Source organism: Actinoplanes sp. NPDC051343 (genome assembly GCF_044455125.1).
Taxonomy (GTDB): Bacteria; Actinomycetota; Actinomycetes; order Mycobacteriales; family Micromonosporaceae; genus Actinoplanes.
This window is the reverse complement of record NZ_JBITEL010000008.1, coordinates 299,901-320,471: the sequence shown is the minus strand read 5'-3', so window position 1 is coordinate 320,471 and position 20,571 is coordinate 299,901. Positions and strand designations below refer to the sequence as shown.

Below are 20,571 nucleotides of genomic sequence, written 5' to 3'. Positions count from 1 at the left end.
AGGTCTTCGCACCTTTCCTCGATTCGTGCCCGGACATGCCGCGAGACTATCGGCCGCGAGCCTGTCGCGGCGGTTGCGGCCCTCCGGAGGCCGACGAGGCGGGATCGAAATGCCCGTCCGGTACGGCTTGGGAAACCGACGACTTGATCACATTGCGGGTCTCGGCCAGCCGGTACGTGTCGCGTCCGGCCTTCTTGGCCACGTAGAGCGCGTCGTCGGCCGCGTCGACCACCTGCTGGGCCGTGCTTCCGTGCTCGGGGTAGACGGCGATCCCGATCGAGACGCTGATCGAGACTTCTTCGGCGCCCCGGTTCTCGATGCGTACGGGCTGGTCGCGCACCGCCGCCCCGAGCCGCTCGGCGACGGTGATCCCACCGTACGCGTCGGTCTCCGGCAGCAGCACCACGAACTCCTCCCCGCCCTGGCGGAACGCCACGTCGACCTCGCGGAGACCGATCCGGATCCGCCGGGCGAATTCGCCCAGCACCGTGTCGCCCGCGGCGTGGCCGTACGTGTCGTTCACCTCCTTGAAGTGGTCGAGGTCGAGAACCAGCACGGTGAGCGTCCGGCCGAACCGGCTCGCCCGCTCCACCTCCCGGCGCAACGACTCCCGCAGGTAACGGTAATTCCACAAGCCGGTCAGCGGGTCGGTCAGCGAAAGCCGCTGCGCCTCCTCGTGGATCCGGACGTTGTGCACGGCGATCCCGGCCTGCCCGGCGAAGGTGCGCAGGGTCTGCAGGTCGCCGTCGTCGAACGGCCCGCCGCCGACCCGGTCGTAGAGCGCCAGCACGCCGAGGGTGGCGGGCCGCGGGTGGTCCTCGGGCATCAGCGGGTCGTCGGCTCCGGGCGGGGCGCAGATCGGCACCGCGACGTACGTCCGGCAGGCCGGTTCGGCGGCCGCGATGGCCCCGGAGCCGCGCCGGGCTTCGCTGCCGGCCGCCACCGACCCGAGCACCCCCTCGCCGACCGGCAGCCGGCGGGTCCGCAGCTCGTCGTCGGAGAGATCCCAGGCTCCGGTCAGGCCGATACCGCACTGGGCGATCAGCTCGGTGCCGGTCGGGTCGGTCAGCAGCACCAGCCCGGCCCGGGCCCCGGTGGCGGCCAGCGCGGTGCGGAGGATCACCGGCAGGATCCGGTGCAGGTCGTGGGTGCTGGACAGGGTTTCGCCGAGGATCGCGAGATGGCCGCGCAGCTGGTCACGGCTGGCGGTCAACGCCTGCACGTAGGCCTGCAGCTCGCGGGTCATCCGGTTGAAGGTGCCGGCCAGGCGGCCCAGTTCGTCCGGCCGCAGGATCGGCACCCGGGTGTCCAGGTCGCCGTTGGCCACCCGGTCGGCCGCGCCGGCCAGGTCGCCGAGCGGACGGGTGGTCGAGTGGGCGAGCCAGCGGGCAACGAGCACCGAGGCGGCGGCCGCGGCCAGCACCAGGCCGGTGAGCAACGCGTACAGGAAGTTGGGTTTGCGCGGAGCGACGGTGAGCGTGAGCGGCAGCGGAGAGCCCGGCTCCGCGCTCAGCTTGCGGACTCGAGGCCCTTTGGCCTCGTTGCTTTCCGTGATGGTCACCTGAGTGCCGGCTGCGCTCGCCAGCCGCGCGAGAAAGCCCGAATCGACCCGCTGGGCCGCCGTAACCGTGAGATCGCCCGAGGTCGCGGCCGCGGCCACCGCCTGGGCGGCACCTCCCTGCGGTTCGGCGCAGTCCTGCCAGCCGGTGCCGCCGTCACCCAGCGTCTCGTCGCGGTGCGGACGGTCGGTGATGCGGATGCCGGTGGCGAGACCGCGCGTGACGAGCTGCGCGGCTACCGGTGAGCGGTCCTCGTCCGGCACCACGGCGACCGCGTCGGCAATGGCCTGCAACTGGCGGCAGACCGCACCGACCGTGGTCCGGACGGTGGACGTGGCTTGATCGAGTCGCTCGGCCGTCCGGTCCCGGCTCACCGTGGCGACCGTCAGCGCGACGAAGATGGACCCGAGCAGGACCGGACCGAGCACGACCACCAAAAAAGCGGTGGTCAGTCGGCCACGTAGCGTCACGCATCCTCCCGGAAGTGGCCCTCTTTGGAGCGATGCTGACATAGTGTGCGCCGTTTGCCGGTTTTCAAAAGGGGGTGTTGCATGTCGGATTTAGCCGGTGAAGCGGAAAGATCTCGGGCAGCTAAGTTGGCACTCCGCAGTCGCATGCTCACTGCCCGCCGTTCCCTTTCCCCGTCCGCCCGCCGCCTCGCCGCCGCCCAACTTCAAGATCAAACCCTTTCTTTCGTACGCCGTGAGCACCCGTCCACCGTGGCCGCCTACGTCCCGGTCGGCCCCGAGCCCGGCGGTCACGACCTCCCCGATCACCTGGCCTCGACGGGCGTCCGCGTCCTCCTGCCCGTCCTCCTGGAAGACAACGACCTCGACTGGGCCGAGTTCACCGGCGACCTGACCGCCGGCCCCCGCGGCCTGTCCGAGCCGACCGGCCCCCGCCTCGGCGTCGAGGCCCTGGCCGGAGCCGAACTGGTCCTCGCCCCCGCCCTGGCCGTCGACCTCTCCGGCCGGCGCATGGGCCGCGGCGGCGGCTCCTACGACCGGGCCCTCGCCCGGACCACCGGCCTCGTCGTGGCCCTCCTGAACGACGACGAGCTGATCGAGACCGTGCCCGCCGAGCCGCACGACCGCCCGGTCCACGGCGTGATCACACCCCGGCGTGGTTTCGTGGCGCTGCCCTCAGCCGGGGCGTGGAGTGGACGAAATGACCTCCGATGACGCACCATTGGCACTCGGACTTGGCGAGTGCCAGTTGCCGTAAAGATCCGGAGGAGCCGTGCCCACCTACCAGTACGCCTGCACCGAGTGCGGGCACCAGCTCGAGGCCGTTCAGTCCTTCTCCGACCCGGCCCTGACCGAGTGCCCCAACTGCAGCGGCAAGCTCCGCAAGGTCTTCAACTCGGTCGGCATCGTCTTCAAGGGGTCCGGCTTCTACCGCAACGACTCCCGCCCCGGCAACGGGGGCGCCGAGAAGCCGGCCGGTTCCGAGGCCGCGACCCCGAAGAAGTCCGAGACCACGCCCGCCTCGAGCGACTCGTCGTCCTCTTCGTCTTCGTCTTCGTCGTCCTCTTCCTCGACGTCGACCTCGTCTTCTTCCTCCACTTCCTCGTCGACCACCACGAAGGCGGCGGCCAGCTCCTGACCGCCGCCCTCCCCTCTCCCCGACGCGCCAGACCGCCCACGCGGCCTGGCGCGTTTCCGTTTCCGGCCGCCCTGTGGACGACGGGCCCAAAGTGTCAGACCCAGGTGCTCAAATCGTCCCCTCCCACCAGGGTGGGGGAGGTCTGGGCGACCCGCGCGCGTAGCAAGATCGCGCCACGCGACCTGCGGATATCCACAGAGGCGCGGTTGTCCACAGGCATGGAGCGAGCGATCTTCGAATCGGCCTAACGTCCGTCCCGGCGCCCGACCACGGCGCCGCGGCGACGGGAGGGCACCCACGATGGGCAGGAACGGTTACTCCCGCCGAGACACCGCCCAGCCGGCCACGCACGGGTCCACACGCCGCCCCCGCGGCGACGGGCGCCTGGATCCTGTGCGATGGCGCCGGCCGGGCCGCGGCACGCTGCTCCGCCTCGCGGCGGTCGCGGCCCTGCTGGCCACCGCCGCCGCGGTGCTGTGGTCACCCCCGAAACAGCCCTGCGGCACCGGCGCCGCAGCCACTCCGGCGGCCTCAGGCGCGGGAGGGGGGCCAAGGGCGTCGGGCACGACAGCAGGGCCGCTGGGCACAACCGGAGGGTCAGTGGGCGCGAGTGGAGGGCAACCCACGGCAGGCGCCGGAGGCCAGCTCCCGGAGGGCCCGACCGGAGGGCCGGCGCCGGCCGGTGCCAACGGCAGCCCGGCGGTCGCTACCGGCGGCGGGGCGGGGCCGGCCGTCCCGGACGGAAGCGTGGGCGTCCCCATCCGCCTGGCCGATCCCACGGCCTTGGGGCTGGTCCGTCCGGGCAATCGAGTCGACCTGCTACGACTCAACGACGCCGGCGGCCGGCCGACCCCGGTCGCGGGCTCGGCGCTGGTGTTAAGGGTGACCGGCATCGACGATCCCGCGGCCGGCGGGCTGCTACTGGCTCTGACCCCTCAAGAGGCCAGTCAGGCCGTAGCCACCTCCCGGCAGGGATTCGCGATCCTGATCCGCCCAGGCTGAGGGGTCGGCCGAGGGCTGCCCGAGATCAACCCCAGTGCGGCGGCCGGTCGTCGAGGAGGCGCTCGTCGTTGGAGACGTCGTGCTCACCCCAGCCACGCTCGGTGTCGTCGCGGGTCTGGTCGGGCAGCAGGGCCGCCTCTTCCGACTCGAAGTCGACCTCGCGCTCGGCGTCGTGGTCGCGCTCGGGTTCGTCCAGGATGTCCACGGCTAGAGGGTAAGCCAGCACCGTTGCGGCCGTCGTCCCCCTCCCGCTGTACCGTCGGTGAACGTGAGCTCCCCGAACGGCGTTCCGGGCGACGACGCCTACTGGCAGCGGCCGGATCCCGACTCCCCCGCCCCGGGCCCGGCGCCCAGGCCCCAGCCCGATCCGGCGTCGAGCTATCAGGGGCCGCCCCGGCAGGGTCCCCCGTCCCCGCAGTGGCGTCCCCCGATGGTCGCGCAGCCCCCTCCGCCGCGCGCGCTGCCGCCTCAGAACATGGACGCCCTCGACGACGCCGAGGGGTCGGCGCGGACCGTCACGTACGGGATCGGGATGGTCGCCGGAGCGATCGCGCTGATCCTGATGTGCCTGCTCTGCGCTCGCGTGATCTTCTAACGGCGAAAGCCGGCGGACCGGTAACGGCGAAAGCCGGCGGACCGGTAACGGCGAAAGCCGGCGGGCCGACCGGCCCGCCGGAGCGTCAGCCTTACGGGTTCCAGACCACCGTGGCGCCCGAGTCGCCGGTCCGATAGACGTAGTAGCCCGAGATCACCGCGAGAACGACCATGACGACCGACCCGGCGGCCGACGCGATCATCGGCAGCCTGCGGGATCCCCAGGTCAGCGCCAGCATGACCAGGGTGACGATGCCGAGCCCGAGCACCCACCAGAAGGTGTGGGTGCCGAAGTTCATGTGCTGGTTCAGCTCGTCGAGGGGCTTGCCCTTCATACCGCTCCCGACCAGCCGGTCGTACAGCTTCTCGCCGGACTCCCTCGTCACGAAGCAGGTGATCGGCGTGATCACCGCCAGGATGGCGACGGCCCAGCCGATGCGGGGCCGCAAGCGGGGCACGACCGCATAGACGATGGCCCCGAGGGCCAGCAGGGGGACGAAGATTACGGCCGCGTGCAGCACGAGTGCGTGCACGGGCAGGCCGTGAATCTGGTCGAACACGAGGCCTCCTCAGTTGCGGGACGAGTCGCCAGCTTAGAGTTGTCTGACGTTGCAAACATGTCCAGACCCGGATACACCTGACCAGCCGTTCCGGTTCACCGTTCTGGCTGATCTTGCGAAATTCTTCCCGGAACCGCCTACCGGGCCGCAAGACAGTTGGGGTTTGACGAAAACCGTGTTGTCATGGACCGATGCCTGCCGGTGAGGAACTCCTGCGTGAGCGTGGCCTGCGGGTCACCCGCCCGCGCCTCGCCGTGCTGGAAGCGCTCGCCGAGGGCGGCCATCTCGAGGTCGAGGACGTCGCGACCCGGGTGCGTTCCCGCCTCGACTCGATCTCGACCCAGGCGATCTACGACATCCTCGGCGCGCTGTCCCGGGCCGGCCTGGCCCGGCGCATCGAACCGGCCGGCAGCCCGGCCCGCTTCGAGTCCCGCGTCGGCGACAACCACCATCACATCGTGTGCCGGGGCTGCGGCGAGATCGCCGACGTCGACTGCGTGGTCGGCGAGCGTCCCTGTCTGACCCCGAACGACGGCCACGGTTTCGAGGTCGACGAGGCCGAGGTCACCTTCTGGGGCCTGTGCCCGTCGTGTCAGGCCCGGCGCGCCGCGGACTGATAACCCGGTCACACCTGAACAAGTTCAACTTCGGCCGGAACGCGTGGCACGCTGGGTGAATGAGCGCCGACGTGGGCTTTTTCGGACCGGACTCGGTCACCTGGAAACTGCACGCCGAACCGATCCTTTTCCTCGGCGGCATCCGCGCCCTCTACCTGCAGGCCCTGCACCCGCGAGCGGTCGCCGCCATCGCGCAGAACTCCGGCTATCGCACCGACCCGATGGGTCGCCTGATGCGCACCGCGACCTACGTCAGCACGGTCATCTACGGCACGACCGAAGAGGCAGAAACCGCCGGCAGCCGTCTGCGCAGGCTTCATTCCCGCCTCTCGGCGGTTGATTCCCGTACGGGCGAGCAGTTCCGCATCGACGAACCTGATCTTCTCCGCTGGGTCCACGTCGCCGAGATCGAATCGTTCCTGACCACCGCCACGCAGGCCGGTGTCTCCCTCACACTTCAGGAGGCCGACGCCTACTACGCCGAGCAGACCCGGGCCGCCGAACTGGTCGGGCTCGACCCGTCGACCGTCCCGGCGAGCGTCGCCGAGGTGGAGGCCTACTACCAGTCGATGCAGCCCGAACTCGAGCTGACCCGCGACGGCATCAACACGGCCGCGTTCCTGACCGTGCCGCCGATGCCGGACTTCTTCCACAACCGCGCGGTACGCCTGGGCATGACGGTCGGCCCGCCGCGCTGGGCCTACACCGGGGTGGCGGCGACCGCGATCGGCCTGCTCCCGCCCTGGGCCCGCCGCCTCTACGGCGGGCTCGGCTGGCCGGCCACCGACCTGACCGCGGCCCTGTCCGTGCGCAGCATGCGCCTGCTGCTCAACACCGTGCTGAGCCGCCTGCCCGGCCAATACCGCGTCTCACCCCTGCGCCAGGCCGCCCTGGACCGAGCAGCCTCGAGCCGAGCCTCCTCCGAGGCGGCCTAGCTCGTCTGGAGCGGGCCGCCGCTGTTGTGGCCGAGGTGCTCGACTGCGGCCCACGGCTCCTTCGCCTGGGAGTCGACGGCCGCCGGGCACACCCGCCGGAAGTCGCACCAGCCGCAGAGCGCGCCCGGCTGGGCCGGGAACGCCTCGTCGGGGTCGCCGCCGGCCGCGACCGCCTTCTCCGCGGTCATGATGTCTTGCGCCGTCTCCTCGGCCCGCCTCACCTGCCGGACCAGGGATTCCTCGGTGTGATCGTGCGCGGCCACCGTGCCGGTCGGCAGGTGGTGCAGTTCGACGCGGCGGCACGGCCGGCGGAACACCTTCTCCGCCGCGTACGCATAAAGCGCAAGTGCCTGCGAGCCGCGCGCATCGTCCTTGTCGAGGCCGGACCGGCCGGTCTTGTAATCGACGATGACGGCTTCGGGCCCCTCGGGCCCGGGCCGCGAGTCGATGCGGTCGGCGCGGCCGTTGAAGGCGAGCACCGAGGTCTTGGTCGCGACGACCCGCTCGACGCCGAGTGGCTCGTCGTCGGGGTCAAGGGTGGCCACGTAGGTGTCGAGCCAGTGCAGGGCCTGCCGGTAGGCGAGCCGCTCCTGCTCGACGTCGCGGTAGCCCTCACGCACCCAGGTGGCCTTGAGCAGCGTGGGCAGCGAGCCCGGCACCCGGCGCTCGAGCGGCAGCGCGAACCAGTTTTTCAGCGCCGTGTGCACGCTCGCACCGAGCGAGTTGTGCGCCCAGGGCGGCCCCTTGGGCGGGGTGGGGCGGTCGACGTACGAGAAGCGGTAGCGCCGGGGGCAGTCGATGTAGGTGCCCAGCTTACTCGGGGTGCAGACGAAGAGCCGCTCGGGCATGCCGGCGAAGCCGAGCTGCTCGGGCACGCCGGCGTTGCGGGGTCGGGTGAAGGCCACGCGACAATCCTGCCAGCACCCTCCGACAAGAATTCACGACGAGGCGGTGTAAAGCTCCACGAAGGCCGCCACCGCGTCGGCGATGAGCTGCACCGCGATGGCCGCCAGAAGCAGGCCGGCGATGCGGGTCAGCACCTCGATGCCGGCCGGGCGCAGCAGCGCCACGATCACGCCGGAGAAGCGGAGCACCAGCCAGACCGTGAACATGACCAGGAGAATCGCGACGCCGACGAGCACGTAGTCGGTGAAGCCGTCGGCCCGCCGGACGAAGAGCATGGTGGCGACGATCGCGCCCGGTCCGGCGAGCAGCGGCGTGCCGATCGGCACCAGCGCGACGTTGCTGGTGCCGCCCTGCTCCTCCGGTCCGTCGGTCTTACCGGTGAGCAGCTGCAGCGCGACGAGCACCAGCAGCAGACCGCCCGCGCCCTGCAGCGCCGGCAGCTTGACGTGCAGATAGTCGAGCAGCGTCTGCCCGGCGACCGCGAAGCCGACGATCACCCCTAGCGCGAGCAGCACCGCCTGGGTGCCGGCCTTGATCCGGGCCTTGGGCGGCATGGTCCCGGTCAACGCGAGGAACACCGGGACCATGCCGGGCGGATCGACGATGACCAGCAAGGTCACGTAGACCTCGCCGAAAAACTTGAGATTCACCCGGACAAGGTAGGCGCCGCGGCGGTCCGGCGCAGGTGCGTGCGTCGATCGTCACCCCAGAACGGGTACGCCGGTGGCCGCTGAAACGATCTTCTCGAAGGCTTCCGGGTCGGTCGTGAACTCTCCGAGCCTGACCGTCTTGTGCGTACCGTGGAAGTCGGAGGATCCGGTGACCACCAGCCCGAGGTCGCCGGCCAGCGCGCGTACGTGCTCCCGTTCGGACGGCGAATGGTCCTCGTGGTCGGCTTCCAGTCCGAAGAGGCCGGCGTCGGCCAGACCGGCGATGAGCTGGTCGGGCACCACTCGGCCGCGTACGGTCGCGCGTGGATGCGCGAAGACCGGCACGCCGCCCGCCGCGCGTACGGCCCGCACCGCCTCGAAGACGTCGAGGTCGGCCTTCGGCACGAAGTAGCGCGCGCCGAGCCACCGCGATGCGAACGCCTCGTTGGTGGTGCGCACGAGACCGGCCCGGATCAGGGCCTGAGCGATGTGGGGCCGCCCGACCGAGCCGCCGGCCGCGTAGCCGTGGACCTCGGCCCAGGTGATCGGAACGCCGTCGGCGCGCAGCTTGCCGACGATCTTTTCCGCGCGCTGCTCGCGGTCGAGACGGAGCCGGGCCAGGTCGGCGGCGAGCCGCGGCTCGCCGGGGTCGAAGAGGTACGCCAGCAGGTGCAGCGCGATCGGCCACTCCATGCCCGCGCCGCGCCACCGGCACGACAGCTCGGCCCCGCGTACGAGCCGGAGGCCGTCCGGGCGCGCGGCGGCGGCCGGAGCCCAGCCGCCGGTGGTGTCGTGATCGGTGATCGCCATGACGTCGAGACCCGCGGCCGCTCCGGCGCACACCAGCTCGGCAGGGGTCAAGGTGCCGTCGCTGGCGGTGGAGTGACAGTGCAGGTCGATTCGGGTCACCAGAAGACGCTACCCGCGGCGCGCTACCCACTCGGCCGTGATTCCGGACACCGGGTCAGGCGTCGTCGCCTTCGCCGTCCTTACCCAGCCTCGCCTCGACCGCCTGCGGCTCGTACATCTCTTCGACCACACGCAGGTAGAGCTCATTGGGGTTGGGCAGATGCTTGACCTCGCGCAGGGCCTGGTCCTGACCGGCCGACTCGAGCACGAACGTGCCGTAGCTCAGCATGCGGCCGAGCGCGGACTGCTCGTACTTCATGTCGGTGACCCGCAGCAGGGGCATCATGGCGACCCGGCGGGTGACTATGCCGTTGACCACCATGACTCGCTTGTTGGTCAGGATGAACCGGTCGAAGTACCAGTCGAAGACCTTCCAGGCGACCCAGCCGATGACACCCAGCCAGATCAGCACCGCCACGGTGACCAGGCCGCTGATGTTCTGCCGGGTCAGGAAGCCGGCCAGGTAGCCCAGCGCGATCGTGGCGCCGGCGCCGACCAGCAGCGGGGTGGACAGGTGGATCCAGTGCCGCTTCCACTCGCCGCGGTAGCGCTCGGTCGGGAAGAGGTAGCGGGCGACCAGAGTGGTCGGCTCGTCCTCGAGTGGGAGCACGCGGCGCGGGCCGGTGCCGCCCTCGGGTCCTAGGCCCTCGAGCTCTTCCTCGGTGAAGATGGGCGCTTCGTACTCGCCCTGCTCGGTGGCGTAACCGGCGTCGGGCGAGAAGCCCGCGTCCGGGTTGAAGCCGGGACCGTCCGAATAGGCGGAGCGACGCGGACGGACGAACTCACCGTCGTCGTCGAGCGCCGGATCGGCGAACACAAAACTGTCGTCGTCCTCCGGAGGGCGCCGGGCACCCTCGTCGTGCGGCTCGCGCGGCTCACCAGGACCCATGTGGTGATGCTAAGCGACGAGGTTGGTGAAGAACGTGCCGAAGCCCCGGGCAATATCGGCGATCGTGCCTCCGAGGGACGAGAACACGTCGGCCGCCGAGTTCGGGTTGAAGGCGATGAAAAAGATCAAGAACGCGATACCAAGCCAGGTGAGAACCTTCTTGATCATGGCGGGCCTTCTCCTGTGGGTGCGGGGTGACGGTCAGCACCGGTAGCACTGACGGTATCAGCTTCGTCGCTCCGTGTGAACAATGTGGCGGAAAAGCCGATTCCGTACCGCAGGTCAGTGCCCGCGGATCAGGCCCTGCCATGCAGATAAGGAGACGGCGCTCCGTACACCAGCTCGGGCGGCACCCCCTCGCTGAGGTCGTGCAGGACGACATGCTCGGCGAGAAAGTAACCCGCGCTTGCCGGCCACGCTACCGCATAGAGCCACATTCCTTTCGCCTCACTCACGTAAGCGCTTCGATCCTCCGGGGACTTGACGCACCACAGTGGAGTGGGGTGACCGGCCGCCTTGATCTTGGCATGCGGACCCGGATGTCCACTCGGGTCGGCCAACGCCTCGGCGATCAGGTATCCCGGGTCGATGCCGGGAATGCCGGCGAACCGGGTGCCCAGACCGACGCCCGGTTGCTCGGCGATCAGGACCACATCGGCCGGACCGCCGCCGAGCGGCTGCGGGCCGCTGCACGAGAGCGCGGTCGCGCGTACGCCGAGCCGGTCGTCGCCCGCCCACCCGACGCCGGTGACCATCCAGCCGGACGGCAGCGGCCACGGGCACCAGAGCGGGATGGGCTCGGGGGACGGCCGGCCGAGAACGCTCTCGACAATCTCCCCGCTGATGTGCTCGGCGACGTGGAACGGTGGGACGTCGCCGCAGTTGTCGCAGCGCCAGCCGGTGTGCATCAGATCCGGCTTCCGGACCTGCGCACCACACCTGGGGCAACTCACTGTGACACCCACATCCCTACCGTGCGGGTCCGGCGGGCGCCCGTCAAGCGAATCCGCAGAACCCGGCCGCATCCCGCGGATTCACTCGGGCGGGGGTCCCGCGTGCGCGCGGATCCAGGCGTGCATGGCGATGCCGCTGGCGACCCCGGCGTTGATCGACCGGGTCGAGCCGTACTGCGCGATCGAGAACAACTGCGAGCATGCGGCCCGCGCGGCGGTCGAGAGCCCGGGACCCTCCTGACCGAACAGCAGAATGCACCGCCGGGGCAGGACGGTCGTCTCCATCGGCTTCGATCCGGGCAGATTGTCGATGCCGATGACCGGCAGATCGTGCGCGGCGGCCCAGTCGACGAACTCACCGATTGTCGGGTGGTGCCGCACGTGTTGGTAACGATCAGTGACCATTGCACCCCGCCGGTTCCACCTCCGGAGGCCGACGATGTGCACCTCGGCGGCGAGGAACGCGTTGGCGTTGCGGACCACGGTGCCGATATTGAAGTCGTGCTGCCAGTTCTCGATCGCGACGTGGAAGTCGTGCCGGCGGGTGTCGAGATCGGCGACCACCGCCTCGCGCTTCCAGTAGCGGTAGCGATCGACCACGTTGCGGCGGTCGCCGCTCGTGAGCAGCTCGGGATCGAAATGATCGCCGACCGGCCAGTCGCCCCTCCAGGGACCGACGCCGACCTCGGTGGACTCGTCCTCACCAGCAATCATGGGCGGTTACGCTACCCACCTCGGGCGGTGCCACCTGACCCCGGACGCAATGAGCGGCGGGGCCCTCCCCGGCACCCGCCGCCCACGCTCTGTTGGGAAAGAGTTTGCCTTACCGTCCGTATCTATGTGAAGGGCTCTCATGTGTGACCCAAATCACATTTAACTTTGTTATCTATTTCCACAAGATCCGTCGCTCTCGACCTACCTGCAACTTGCACGTGCAGCGCCCGTTATGGCCGGATTGCCGGAAGCGCGAGGTCCGAAAAAGTGAGAGCGCTCTCCCTACTTAACGTTACGATGAGTTGCCCTGCGCCAACACCGAGTTCCGAAACCGTGCCGCAGACCACGCATCGAAGGGTCTCGTGGCGGGAATGGCGAGTGGGGACAATGGGTTTCACCGCACGAAAGCCAAATTCCCGTGGACGGAGACATCATGGCGACGGTTGCGTTGACCGCTGAGAACTTCGACGAGGTGACCGGCAAGGACGGAATCGTCCTGGTCGACTTCTGGGCCAGCTGGTGCGGGCCCTGTGTGCGCTTCGCCCCGACCTACGAGCGCTCCTCGGAGAAGCACGAGGAGATCACCTTCGGCAAGGTCGACACGGAGGCCCAGCAGACTCTGGCCGCCAAGTTCGACATCCGCTCGATCCCGACGATCATGGCCATCCGCGATGGCGTCATCGTCTTCTCCCAGCCCGGCGCGCTCCCCGAGTCGGCCCTGGAGAACCTGATCGAGCAGGTCGAGAAGCTCGACATGGACGACGTGCGGCAGCAGCTCGCCTCGCACTCGCACTGACCTTCAACGGCAGCAGGCCCGCGGTCCGATTTCCGGACCGCGGGCCTTTTGCTTGCGCTTTCGGGCGTACGCGTGGACGCCACTCCCATTTTCCGGGGTCGCTGGACACAGCCGTAGAACATGTGTTCGAATCTCCGCCATGCGATGGTCCAACCTGTCGGCTCCTCCCGACGGCGGCTCGCTCCTCGACAGGGCAGCGCCGGCGGCTCCACCCCTGCCGCTGGCGCTGCCCGGCGCTACCGTCCGCACGTTCGACACCCCCGGCTTCGCCGGCATGACGTTCTACGAGATCCGGGCCAAGAGCCTGATCAACCGGGTCCCGGGGCAGTCGCGGGTGCCTTTCAGCTGGACCATCAATCCCTACCGCGGTTGCTCACACGCCTGTGCCTACTGCCTGGCCGGTGACACCCCGATCCTGATGGCCGACGGCTCGACCCGGCCACTCGCCGACCTGCGGCCCGGCGACGCCGTCATGGGCACGATGAATGCCGGTGCCTGCCGGCGCTACGTGGCGACCACCGTCCTCGACCACTGGTCGACGTCGAAACCGGCCTACCGGGTCACCCTGGCCGACGGCACCCGGCTGGTATCCAGCGGCGACCACCGGTTCCTCACCGACCGCGGCTGGCGCTACGTCAGCCCGGCCGAGCCGCACCAGCCCGCCCTGTCGATCGGCGACGTGATGCTGGGCGTCGGCCGCTTCGCCGACCCGCCCAAGGAGTCCCACGACTACCAGGCCGGATTCCTCTGCGGACTCGTCCGTGGCGACGCCACCCTGGGCGAGGCGCCCGCACACGACGGCGACGCGTGGAACCGCGCGAATCGCTACGTCGAAGACATGCCCCTGCACGAGGCCCTGCGCTGGCCCGAAACGCCGACCACCGACTGGTTCCGTGGCTTCCTCGCCGGGGCGTTCGGCTCCATCGGCCGGTCCGACCGGCTGTCGATCACCTTCGCCAGCGGCGACCGCGGCTTCCTCAGCCGCATCGTCGAGGCGCTCACCCAGCTCGGGCTCCCCAGCCGCCGCCCGCCCCGTTCCAGTGTGGTCGAGATCGGGCACGACCTGTGGGCCGCCCTCCGCTTCCGGCACCTCACCGGCATCACCGACGCGCCGCTCGACGCGTCCGGGGTCGGCGTACGCGGCGGCCGTCCGCTGGCCGTGGCCGACATCGAAGACCTCGGGCTCACCCTGCCGCTGTTCGACATCTCGACCGGCACCGGCGACTTCATCGCCGACGGGGTGGTCAGCCACAACTGCTTCGCCCGGCACACTCACACCTATCTCGACCTCGACGCCGGCCACGACTTCGACACCAAGATCGTCGTCAAGGTCAACGCGGGTGAGCTGATCCGCCGCGAGCTCGCCGCTCCGAAGTGGTCCGGCGACCCGATCGCGATGGGCACCAACGTCGACGTCTACCAGCGCGCCGAGGGGCGTTACCGCCTGATGCCCGAGATCCTGGCCGCACTGCGCGACCACGCCAACCCGTTCTCGATCCTCACCAAGGGCACGCTGATCCTGCGCGACCTCGACCTGCTGGTCCAGGCGGCCCAGGTGACCCGGGTCGGGCTGGCATTCTCGGTCGGCTTCCTCGACGAGAAGACGTGGCGGGCGGTCGAGTCCGGCACCCCGAGCCCGCGCCGCCGGCTCGACGCGGTCCGCCGCCTCACCGACGCCGGCTTCGAGATCGGCGTCCTGCTGGCCCCGATCCTGCCCGGCCTGACCGACACCGACGAGTCGATCGACCGGACGGTCGCCGCGATCGCCGCAGCCGGCGCCACCAGCGTCACCCCGCTCCCGCTGCACCTGCGCCCCGGAGCCCGCGAGTGGTATGCGTCGTGGCTCACCCGCACCCATCCCGAACTGGCCGCCCGCTACCGCGAGCTCTACGGCAACGGCTCCTACTCGCCGGCGTCCTACCAGCAGGAGGTGACAGCCCGGGTCCGCATGGCCGCCCGCCGCCACGGCCTCCACCGGGCCGAGCCCACCCAGATCCGCGCCCTCGACGAGCCCTCCGAGCCCCCCGAGGAGGCGCAGCAGCTGACCCTCCTGTGACCAACGGATCTCAGCGTCGCGAGGGCCATCGTGACTACGCTCGATCACATGAGAAGTGCGCAGCAGATCCTGGCCGAGGCCAACGTGATCGCGGTGGTCGGAGCCTCGCGCGACCCGGGGAAGTCGGCCCACTCGGTGCCCCGCCAGATGATCCGGCACGGCTGGCGCATCATCCCGGTCAACCCGTTCGCGGACGAAGTCTTCGGGGTGAAGGCGTACAAGACCCTGGCCGACATCGACGAGCCGTTCGATCTGGTCGACATCTTCCGCCCGGCCCACGACGCAGTCGACATCGTCCGCCAGGCGGCCGCCATCAAGGCCCCCGCGGTCTGGCTCCAGAGCGGCATCGTCTCGGCCGAGGCCCGCCGCATCGCCGACGAGGCCGGCATGGACTACGTCGAAGACCATTGCCTCGCCGTCGAACGCGCGATCGGCCAGCTGACGAAGCTGACCTGACCTGGGTGGGGTCCGGTCGCGCGCAGCGTCGGGCTAGTACGGTTCGCGGGGAAACCTGGAGGACCCATGAGCTACCCCACGCCCGACGGCACGCCGGATCCACACCAGCCGCCGGCCGCAGCCTCCGCCCCGACGGCGCCCCACCCGCCGTCCCCGGCCGACGCCGACGCCACGGTGCAGCACCCGGCGTCCGGGCAGCCGGACCCGACCTTGGCCTATTCTGCGGCGGGAGAAGCCGGAGCGGACCCGACCGAGCGGCAGGCCTCCCCGGCGGACCCGGATGCGACGGTGCCGCACGGGCATCCCTCGGACCCCACGGTGACGAGCGCGGCGGTTCCGCCTACGCAGCCGTTCGCCCCTTCACCGCCCACGACGCCGTTCGGCCAGCCAGCGCCGACTACGCCGTTCGGGCAGCCAGCGCCGACTACGCCGTTCACGCCGCCGCCCACGACGCCGTTCGGGCGGTCGTCGCCTACGACGCCGTTTGAGCAGGGTGGGGCCGCCGCGCCGTACGGGCAGCCTTACGGACAGGGTGGCGCTGGGACGCCGTTTGGGCAGGGTGGGCCGGTGGGGGCCGGGGCCGATTCGCCGTATGCGCCGCCTGAGTCCTATGCGCCGCCGGGCTACCTGCCGCCGGTGGAGGCCTATCAGGCGCCTCCCGGCAGTTCGGCGGGGCCCTACGGGGCGGGGCCGGGGTATACCGGGTATCCGTCGGGGGCTTACGGGCCCTCCTATGCTCCGCCGCCGGCTTATGGGTACGGGGCCGGGCGGACGAACGGGCTGGCGATCGCGTCTTTGGTGTGCTCGCTCGGGGGGCTGGTCACGTGCATCAGCGCGCCGGTCGGGGTCGTGCTCGGGCACGTTGCCCGGCGGCAGGTCCGGGAGTCCGGGGAAGAGGGCGCCGGGCTGGCCACGGCCGGGCTGGTGATCGGCTACATCTTCACCGCGCTCGGTGTGCTGCTGCTGGCGTTCTATCTGCTGAGTGCGGTCCTGTTCGCCACCCACCTGCCCGACCAGTAGCCCGGCCGACGGGGCGGCCGGTCGGCCGCCCCGGAGCCGGTCAGCGGAACTCGGCCTCGCGGACGCTGTTGCCCCCGTCGACGACCAGCATCTGGCCGGTGATGTAGGAGGCGGCCGGCGAGCAGAGGAACGCGATCGCGGCGGCGACCTCATCGGGTGTGCCGGGGCGGCCGATCGGTGTGCCCAGGCCCTGCTTGATCTCGGTGACCGTCGACGCCGCCGTGTAGATGGTGCCGGGGGCCACGCAGTTGACGTTGACGCCGTCGGCGACCAGTTCCATCGCCAGGGCGCGGGTGAGGCCGACCACGCCGGCCTTGGCTGCGGCGTACGCGGCCTCGGTGGGCAGCGCGTTGACCGGGCCCGCGGTGGCAGCCAGGTTGACGATGCGGCCCCAGCCCTGCTCGGCCATGCCGCCCTGGAAGGCCCGGCTGCAGAGGAACGCCGTGCTCAGGTTGCGGTCGATCTCCGCTTTCCACTCGTCGTACGTCAGCTGGGCGACCGGGCGCAGCACCTCGGGCGAGGCCCGGCTCGCCAGACCGGCGTTGTTGACCAGCACCTCGACGTCGCCGAGCTGGTCGGAGACGGCGTCGGCCAGCGCGCCGACCTCGGCCTCGTCGGTGAGGTCGGCGACGAAGCCGGTGATGCCCAGTTCGGCGGCCCGATCGTGGATGCGCCGGGTGGTCGAGACGATCGCGACCCGGGCGCCCAGGTCGCGCAGCCGGCGGGCCGTCGCGTAGCCGATGCCGTCCGGGCTGCCCGCGCCGGTGACCAGGGCAACCTTGCCGTCGAGGCGGAGCGTGACCGGGGCGATCTCGCCCTCCGGCTCCGGGGTCGCGGCGTCCGGGGCCGCGGGGTCGGAGATCGCCGGGTCGGCTGCCTCGCCACCCGGGTCGGGCGCGGTCGAACGCGGCCGGCGGCCGGCGGGTCGGGTGGCGTCGCGCCGGGTGCGGCTGCCCCCGGTGGAGCGGGCGTCGAAGACCATGCGGCAGATCCTGCCCGGTCCCGCGATCCAGGGCAAACATCGCGGCCCTCGTGGCGTACGGCGCCCGGGCGCGACCCCGCGGCGGCCGGCGGCGAAACGGCCCGACGGCGGCGCAGGGAGATCGTTGTATCACGGTGGCGGCCGGGGAGATGAGGCATTGGGGACGGCCGGAAGCCCGGCGAAGCGAGCCGAACGGACGATCTTGAAGGGCGTCGGGGACGGCTTGCTCCACCTATGATGAACGGCCCGAACACCGCTGGCCGGAGGCCCGATGACCACCCCACCGCACGAGCCGCCGCCACCACCGGATCCGCAGCCCAGCCAGCCATATCCTCCTTTCCCGCCGCCGAGCGGGACAGGGCCGGCCGAAACAGGGCCGGGCGGAACAGGGCCCGGCGGAACGGCGCCAGGCGGGACAGGGCCGGGCTACGACACATCGACCGGATACGGGCCGGCACCGCAATACGGAACGGCACCGCAATACGGAACGGCGCCGGGATCCGGGGCACCGGGGTATGGAGCGGTGCCGACATCCGGGACGCCCGGCTATGGAACGCCGGCGCGACCCGGGGGACCAGGTTGGGGGGCGCCGCCTGGGTACGGGGCACCCGGGTACGGGATGCCCGCCTATGGAGCGCCGCCTCAGCCGGGCTTCGGGATGCCGCCCGCGTACGGGGAGGTGCCGCCCGGATACGGCGTGCCGCAGCCCTACCCTCCCTACCAGGTGCGGCAGCCTTACGAAGGGCTCGCGATCGCCTCGCTGGTGGTGTCGTGTGCCGGGGTTCTCGGGCTCTGCACCTACGGCATCGGCGGCCTGCTGGGCATTGTCGGAGCGATTCTCGGGCACGTTGCGCGGTCGCGGATCCGCCGCAACGGCCGGGAGGGCAACGGGATGGCGCTGGCCGGGATCATCGTCGGCTGGGTGCTGACCGGGGTTTCGGTCGTGCTCGGGGTGGTGCTGGTTCTGCTTATCGCCCATGGTTCGAGCGACACGATCTAGCTGAACGGCCGGACCGGGCCCTCGTCGAGTATCACCAGCGGGGCCCGGCTGCCGTAGCGGGCGGGCAGTTCGAGGCGGGCGCGGTCGCCGTCCTGGGTGCCGACCTCGACGCCGGTGCCGTCGTGGCGGGCGCCGATGGTGACGATGCGGATGCCCCGGGCGGTCCAGAATGACAGGTCGGCCACGACCCGGTCGTGCCAGACGCTCAGGTCGGCGGCCGAGTGCGGGGCGTTGCGCACGACTATGCAGGTGTTGCCGGCGGCCTGGCGGATGAAGTCGTCGAAGCGGGCGGAGGGAACCCGGTACAGCACCGCGCGTACGCGGTCCTGATCGACCTCGACCCCCGCATAGCTGTCCTTGAAGTCCTGGCGGCCGCCCTGGTCGATGCGGGCGATAGCCGCATCGAGCGCGGCGGGCGTCGTCGCCATGGTAAGGCCGCCGACCGTGATGCTCTCGGGCTGGCGGGCGATCTCGCAGCCCGCGGTGCTCCAGCCCGCGGACGGACCGGGGGTGAACGCCTCGTCGTCGGGCTCGCCACAGCCGCCGATCATCAGAATCGCCCCCAGCGCCAGACACTGAACGAGCCGAAGCATCGCATACCCCCTCTACCGAAGGGACTAACGCGATCAAGGAGCGGGGGTTACCTCGGCGCGGGAGCCGAGCACGACCACGGCCACGCCGAGCAGCAGGACGACCAGGCCGGGGAGGGCAGCCAGGCGCGGCTGCTGGCCGAGCCAGAGCCAGGCGATCAGGGTCGCTCCGGGCACCTCGAGCAGGGCGAGCACGCTGATGGTCGTGGCCGAGGCGCGGTGGAGCGCGTAGTTGAACATCGAATGCCCGAGCAGTTGGGCCCCGGCCACGATGGCCAGGATCGCGAGCCAGGTCTGCCGGTTGTAGCCGCCCAGCGACACGTGCCCGATCAGGCACACCGCGAGCAGCACGATCGCGCAGGTTCCGTAGCAGATCCAGGTGTAGGTCGTGGTGCTCAGTTCGGTGCGGGCCCGTTCGCCGAGCGCGGTGTAGACGGCGACGGCGACCGCCCCGAGCAGCGCCAGCACGTCGGACAGCACCGCGCGGCTGGAGACGCTGACGTCGACGCCGGTGGCCCACGCCGTACCCGCGACCGCCAGCGCAATGCCCAGCCAGCCGGCCGCCGAAGGCCGCCGGCCCTGTGCCGCGGCGATCAGGCCCTGCCAGACCGGCTGGGTCGCGACGAGCGCGGTGGCCGTGGCGACCGAACCGAGTTGGACGCTCGGCATCCAGGTGGCGAAGTGCGCGGCCAGGGCGAGCCCGGCGAGTACGCAGAGCCGGAGTGCGCGGCGCGGCCGCAGCTCACCGCGACGCGGGCCGAGGCTGATCGGGGTGAGGGCCACGGTCGCGAGGCCGTTGCGCCAGAACGCGATGGCCAGCGCCGGGGCGGCCGCGAAGGCGATCAGCGGCGCCGAGGAGGACACCGCCAGTACGGCTACCACCAGCGCGAGCACCGTCGCGGTGTGCGGTGAGCGCGTATTCATCCCCGGCCGTCGCTTCTTGCCTTGTGCACCACAGTTGACAGACGCCTATTGAACGCAAAGTGACGAGGTGGCTACAGTCACGCAGGTTGCCCCCGACCGATATAAACCCCCCAATGCCCTGGAGGCTGATTTACCGTGCCCGCATACCGTGCGGTGGTCTTTGACTTTTTTGGCACCCTGACCCGTTCGGTGCAGCGCGGCCCCCAGCACGCTGACATCGCCCGGGCCCTCGGCGCCGACCCGGAGGCCGTACGCGGTGTCCTCGACCGTACGTTCCGGGCCCGCGCGGTCGGCCGGTACGGCGACGCCGCGGCCACCCTCCGCTGGGTCATCGAGCAGGCCGGCGGCAAGCCGCGGCCGGCCCAGGTGCAGGCCGGGGTCCCGGCCCGGATCAGCGCCCTCAAGGCCGACACGCGCCTGCGAGGCGATGCGGTCAGCGCACTCTCGGCGATCCGCCGCCGGGGACTGCGTACGGCGGTGATCAGCGACTGCACTCACGAGCTGCCCGCCTTCCTGCCCGCGCTCCCGGTCGGCCCCCTGCTCGACGCCAAGATCTACTCCGTACGCCTGGGTGTCTGCAAGCCGGACCCGCGCATCTACCTGGCCGCGTGCCATGCGCTGGACGTTTCGCCGGACGAATGCCTGTACGTCGGCGACGGCGGCAGCCACGAGCTGTCCGGGGCGGCCGCGGTCGGCATGACACCGGTGCGGCTGGCCGCTTCGGACCTCGGCAACCACCTGGTCTTCGACGCCGACACCAACTTCGCCGGGTGCACGGTCCGCTCGCTGACCGAGGTCATCGGACTGGTCGACCACGCCCGCTTGGAGACAGCCACCGTCGTGTAAGGATGAGC

The 20,571-nt window shown here is 70.9% G+C and carries 25 protein-coding genes; 12 read left to right on the top strand and 13 right to left on the bottom strand.

From position 1 onward, the window contains the following. Window positions 1-46: 46 nt before the first annotated feature. Window positions 47-2,029, bottom strand: a complete 1,983-nt coding sequence (locus tag ACIA5C_RS27200; protein ID WP_396059382.1) for a diguanylate cyclase — start codon at window positions 2,027-2,029, stop codon at window positions 47-49. 81 nt (window positions 2,030-2,110) lie between these two features. On the opposite strand from ACIA5C_RS27200, the gene ACIA5C_RS27195 reads away from it, so the two are divergent. The 3 genes from ACIA5C_RS27195 to ACIA5C_RS27185 all read left to right on the top strand — a co-directional run bounded on the left by ACIA5C_RS27195 (window position 2,111) and on the right by ACIA5C_RS27185 (window position 4,166). Continuing rightward, window positions 2,111-2,740, top strand: a complete 630-nt coding sequence (locus tag ACIA5C_RS27195) for a 5-formyltetrahydrofolate cyclo-ligase (RefSeq protein ID WP_396059380.1) — start codon at window positions 2,111-2,113, stop codon at window positions 2,738-2,740. Window positions 2,741-2,798: 58 nt separating this feature from the next. Further along, entirely contained in the window at window positions 2,799-3,164 is a 366-nt protein-coding gene (locus ACIA5C_RS27190; RefSeq protein WP_396059378.1) for an FmdB family zinc ribbon protein, read from the top strand. Between the two features lie 747 nt (window positions 3,165-3,911). Beyond that, window positions 3,912-4,166: a hypothetical protein gene (locus ACIA5C_RS27185; protein ID WP_396059376.1), complete on the top strand. Its 255-nt coding sequence runs from the start codon at window positions 3,912-3,914 to the stop codon at window positions 4,164-4,166. A gap of 25 nt (window positions 4,167-4,191) precedes the next feature. Here ACIA5C_RS27185 and ACIA5C_RS27180 read toward each other — a convergent pair whose 3' ends face one another. Further along, window positions 4,192-4,371 (bottom strand): hypothetical protein, encoded by a 180-nt coding sequence (locus ACIA5C_RS27180; protein WP_396059374.1) that lies wholly within the window; start codon window positions 4,369-4,371, stop codon window positions 4,192-4,194. A gap of 63 nt (window positions 4,372-4,434) precedes the next feature. Between ACIA5C_RS27180 and ACIA5C_RS27175 the strand changes: the two genes are divergently transcribed. Then, window positions 4,435-4,761 carry a translation initiation factor 2 gene (locus tag ACIA5C_RS27175; protein ID WP_396059372.1) on the top strand — a complete coding sequence of 109 codons (327 nt, stop codon included), beginning with the start codon at window positions 4,435-4,437 and terminating at the stop codon, window positions 4,759-4,761. A gap of 91 nt (window positions 4,762-4,852) precedes the next feature. Here ACIA5C_RS27175 and ACIA5C_RS27170 read toward each other — a convergent pair whose 3' ends face one another. Then, the gene (locus ACIA5C_RS27170; protein ID WP_396059370.1) at window positions 4,853-5,320 is read right to left on the bottom strand and encodes a DUF2231 domain-containing protein; all 468 of its coding nucleotides are present in this window, start codon (window positions 5,318-5,320) and stop codon (window positions 4,853-4,855) included. Between the two features lie 191 nt (window positions 5,321-5,511). Between ACIA5C_RS27170 and ACIA5C_RS27165 the strand changes: the two genes are divergently transcribed. After that, on the top strand, window positions 5,512-5,937 hold the full coding sequence (locus tag ACIA5C_RS27165) for a Fur family transcriptional regulator (protein WP_396059368.1): 426 nt from the start codon (window positions 5,512-5,514) through the stop codon (window positions 5,935-5,937). Between the two features lie 59 nt (window positions 5,938-5,996). Next, window positions 5,997-6,872: an oxygenase MpaB family protein gene (locus ACIA5C_RS27160; RefSeq protein ID WP_396059366.1), complete on the top strand. Its 876-nt coding sequence runs from the start codon at window positions 5,997-5,999 to the stop codon at window positions 6,870-6,872. Here ACIA5C_RS27160 and ACIA5C_RS27155 read toward each other — a convergent pair. From ACIA5C_RS27155 to ACIA5C_RS27125, 7 genes are all read right to left on the bottom strand, one after another. Beyond that, the gene (locus ACIA5C_RS27155) at window positions 6,869-7,720 is read right to left on the bottom strand and encodes a RecB family exonuclease (protein WP_396059668.1); all 852 of its coding nucleotides are present in this window, start codon (window positions 7,718-7,720) and stop codon (window positions 6,869-6,871) included. The two genes, ACIA5C_RS27160 and ACIA5C_RS27155, sit on opposite strands and share 4 nt — an antisense overlap. Before the next feature lie 90 nt (window positions 7,721-7,810). Then, window positions 7,811-8,428: a MarC family protein gene (locus ACIA5C_RS27150; protein WP_396059364.1), complete on the bottom strand. Its 618-nt coding sequence runs from the start codon at window positions 8,426-8,428 to the stop codon at window positions 7,811-7,813. Between the two features lie 51 nt (window positions 8,429-8,479). Next, window positions 8,480-9,340 carry a PHP domain-containing protein gene (locus tag ACIA5C_RS27145; protein ID WP_396059666.1) on the bottom strand — a complete coding sequence of 287 codons (861 nt, stop codon included), beginning with the start codon at window positions 9,338-9,340 and terminating at the stop codon, window positions 8,480-8,482. Between the two features lie 52 nt (window positions 9,341-9,392). Then, window positions 9,393-10,226: a PH domain-containing protein gene (locus ACIA5C_RS27140; protein ID WP_396059362.1), complete on the bottom strand. Its 834-nt coding sequence runs from the start codon at window positions 10,224-10,226 to the stop codon at window positions 9,393-9,395. A gap of 9 nt (window positions 10,227-10,235) precedes the next feature. Beyond that, a complete protein-coding gene (locus ACIA5C_RS27135; RefSeq protein ID WP_364097205.1) occupies window positions 10,236-10,394 on the bottom strand; it encodes a hypothetical protein in 159 nt (52 codons plus the stop codon). 128 nt (window positions 10,395-10,522) lie between these two features. Beyond that, window positions 10,523-11,251: a DUF6758 family protein gene (locus ACIA5C_RS27130; RefSeq protein WP_396059360.1), complete on the bottom strand. Its 729-nt coding sequence runs from the start codon at window positions 11,249-11,251 to the stop codon at window positions 10,523-10,525. 9 nt (window positions 11,252-11,260) lie between these two features. After that, entirely contained in the window at window positions 11,261-11,893 is a 633-nt protein-coding gene (locus tag ACIA5C_RS27125; protein WP_396059358.1) for a TrmH family RNA methyltransferase, read from the bottom strand. Window positions 11,894-12,326: 433 nt separating this feature from the next. Between ACIA5C_RS27125 and trxA the strand changes: the two genes are divergently transcribed. The 4 genes from trxA to ACIA5C_RS27105 all read left to right on the top strand — a co-directional run bounded on the left by trxA (window position 12,327) and on the right by ACIA5C_RS27105 (window position 16,221). Continuing rightward, entirely contained in the window at window positions 12,327-12,689 is a 363-nt protein-coding gene (gene trxA / locus ACIA5C_RS27120) for a thioredoxin (protein WP_396059356.1), read from the top strand. 139 nt (window positions 12,690-12,828) lie between these two features. Further along, window positions 12,829-14,745, top strand: coding sequence for an intein-containing Rv2578c family radical SAM protein (locus tag ACIA5C_RS27115; RefSeq protein ID WP_396059354.1), 1,917 nt, complete (start codon window positions 12,829-12,831; stop codon window positions 14,743-14,745). Window positions 14,746-14,793: 48 nt separating this feature from the next. Then, window positions 14,794-15,201 carry a CoA-binding protein gene (locus tag ACIA5C_RS27110; RefSeq protein ID WP_396059352.1) on the top strand — a complete coding sequence of 136 codons (408 nt, stop codon included), beginning with the start codon at window positions 14,794-14,796 and terminating at the stop codon, window positions 15,199-15,201. 66 nt (window positions 15,202-15,267) lie between these two features. Then, window positions 15,268-16,221, top strand: a complete 954-nt coding sequence (locus tag ACIA5C_RS27105; RefSeq protein WP_396059350.1) for a DUF4190 domain-containing protein — start codon at window positions 15,268-15,270, stop codon at window positions 16,219-16,221. A 40-nt stretch (window positions 16,222-16,261) separates the two neighbouring features. Here ACIA5C_RS27105 and ACIA5C_RS27100 read toward each other — a convergent pair whose 3' ends face one another. Then, window positions 16,262-17,203, bottom strand: a complete 942-nt coding sequence (locus ACIA5C_RS27100; protein ID WP_396059348.1) for an SDR family NAD(P)-dependent oxidoreductase — start codon at window positions 17,201-17,203, stop codon at window positions 16,262-16,264. Window positions 17,204-17,822: 619 nt separating this feature from the next. On the opposite strand from ACIA5C_RS27100, the gene ACIA5C_RS27095 reads away from it, so the two are divergent. Next, window positions 17,823-18,203 carry a DUF4190 domain-containing protein gene (locus ACIA5C_RS27095; protein WP_396059346.1) on the top strand — a complete coding sequence of 127 codons (381 nt, stop codon included), beginning with the start codon at window positions 17,823-17,825 and terminating at the stop codon, window positions 18,201-18,203. On the opposite strand, the gene ACIA5C_RS27090 is transcribed toward ACIA5C_RS27095, so the two are convergent. Both ACIA5C_RS27090 and ACIA5C_RS27085 read right to left on the bottom strand, forming a co-directional pair. Then, window positions 18,200-18,796 (bottom strand): hypothetical protein, encoded by a 597-nt coding sequence (locus ACIA5C_RS27090; protein ID WP_396059344.1) that lies wholly within the window; start codon window positions 18,794-18,796, stop codon window positions 18,200-18,202. The genes ACIA5C_RS27095 and ACIA5C_RS27090 overlap by 4 nt on opposite strands. A gap of 33 nt (window positions 18,797-18,829) precedes the next feature. Continuing rightward, the gene (locus ACIA5C_RS27085; protein WP_396059342.1) at window positions 18,830-19,717 is read right to left on the bottom strand and encodes a DMT family transporter; all 888 of its coding nucleotides are present in this window, start codon (window positions 19,715-19,717) and stop codon (window positions 18,830-18,832) included. Window positions 19,718-19,852: 135 nt separating this feature from the next. On the opposite strand from ACIA5C_RS27085, the gene ACIA5C_RS27080 reads away from it, so the two are divergent. Next, window positions 19,853-20,563: an HAD family hydrolase gene (locus ACIA5C_RS27080; protein WP_396059340.1), complete on the top strand. Its 711-nt coding sequence runs from the start codon at window positions 19,853-19,855 to the stop codon at window positions 20,561-20,563. The last annotated feature ends 8 nt before the right edge of the window (window positions 20,564-20,571 follow it).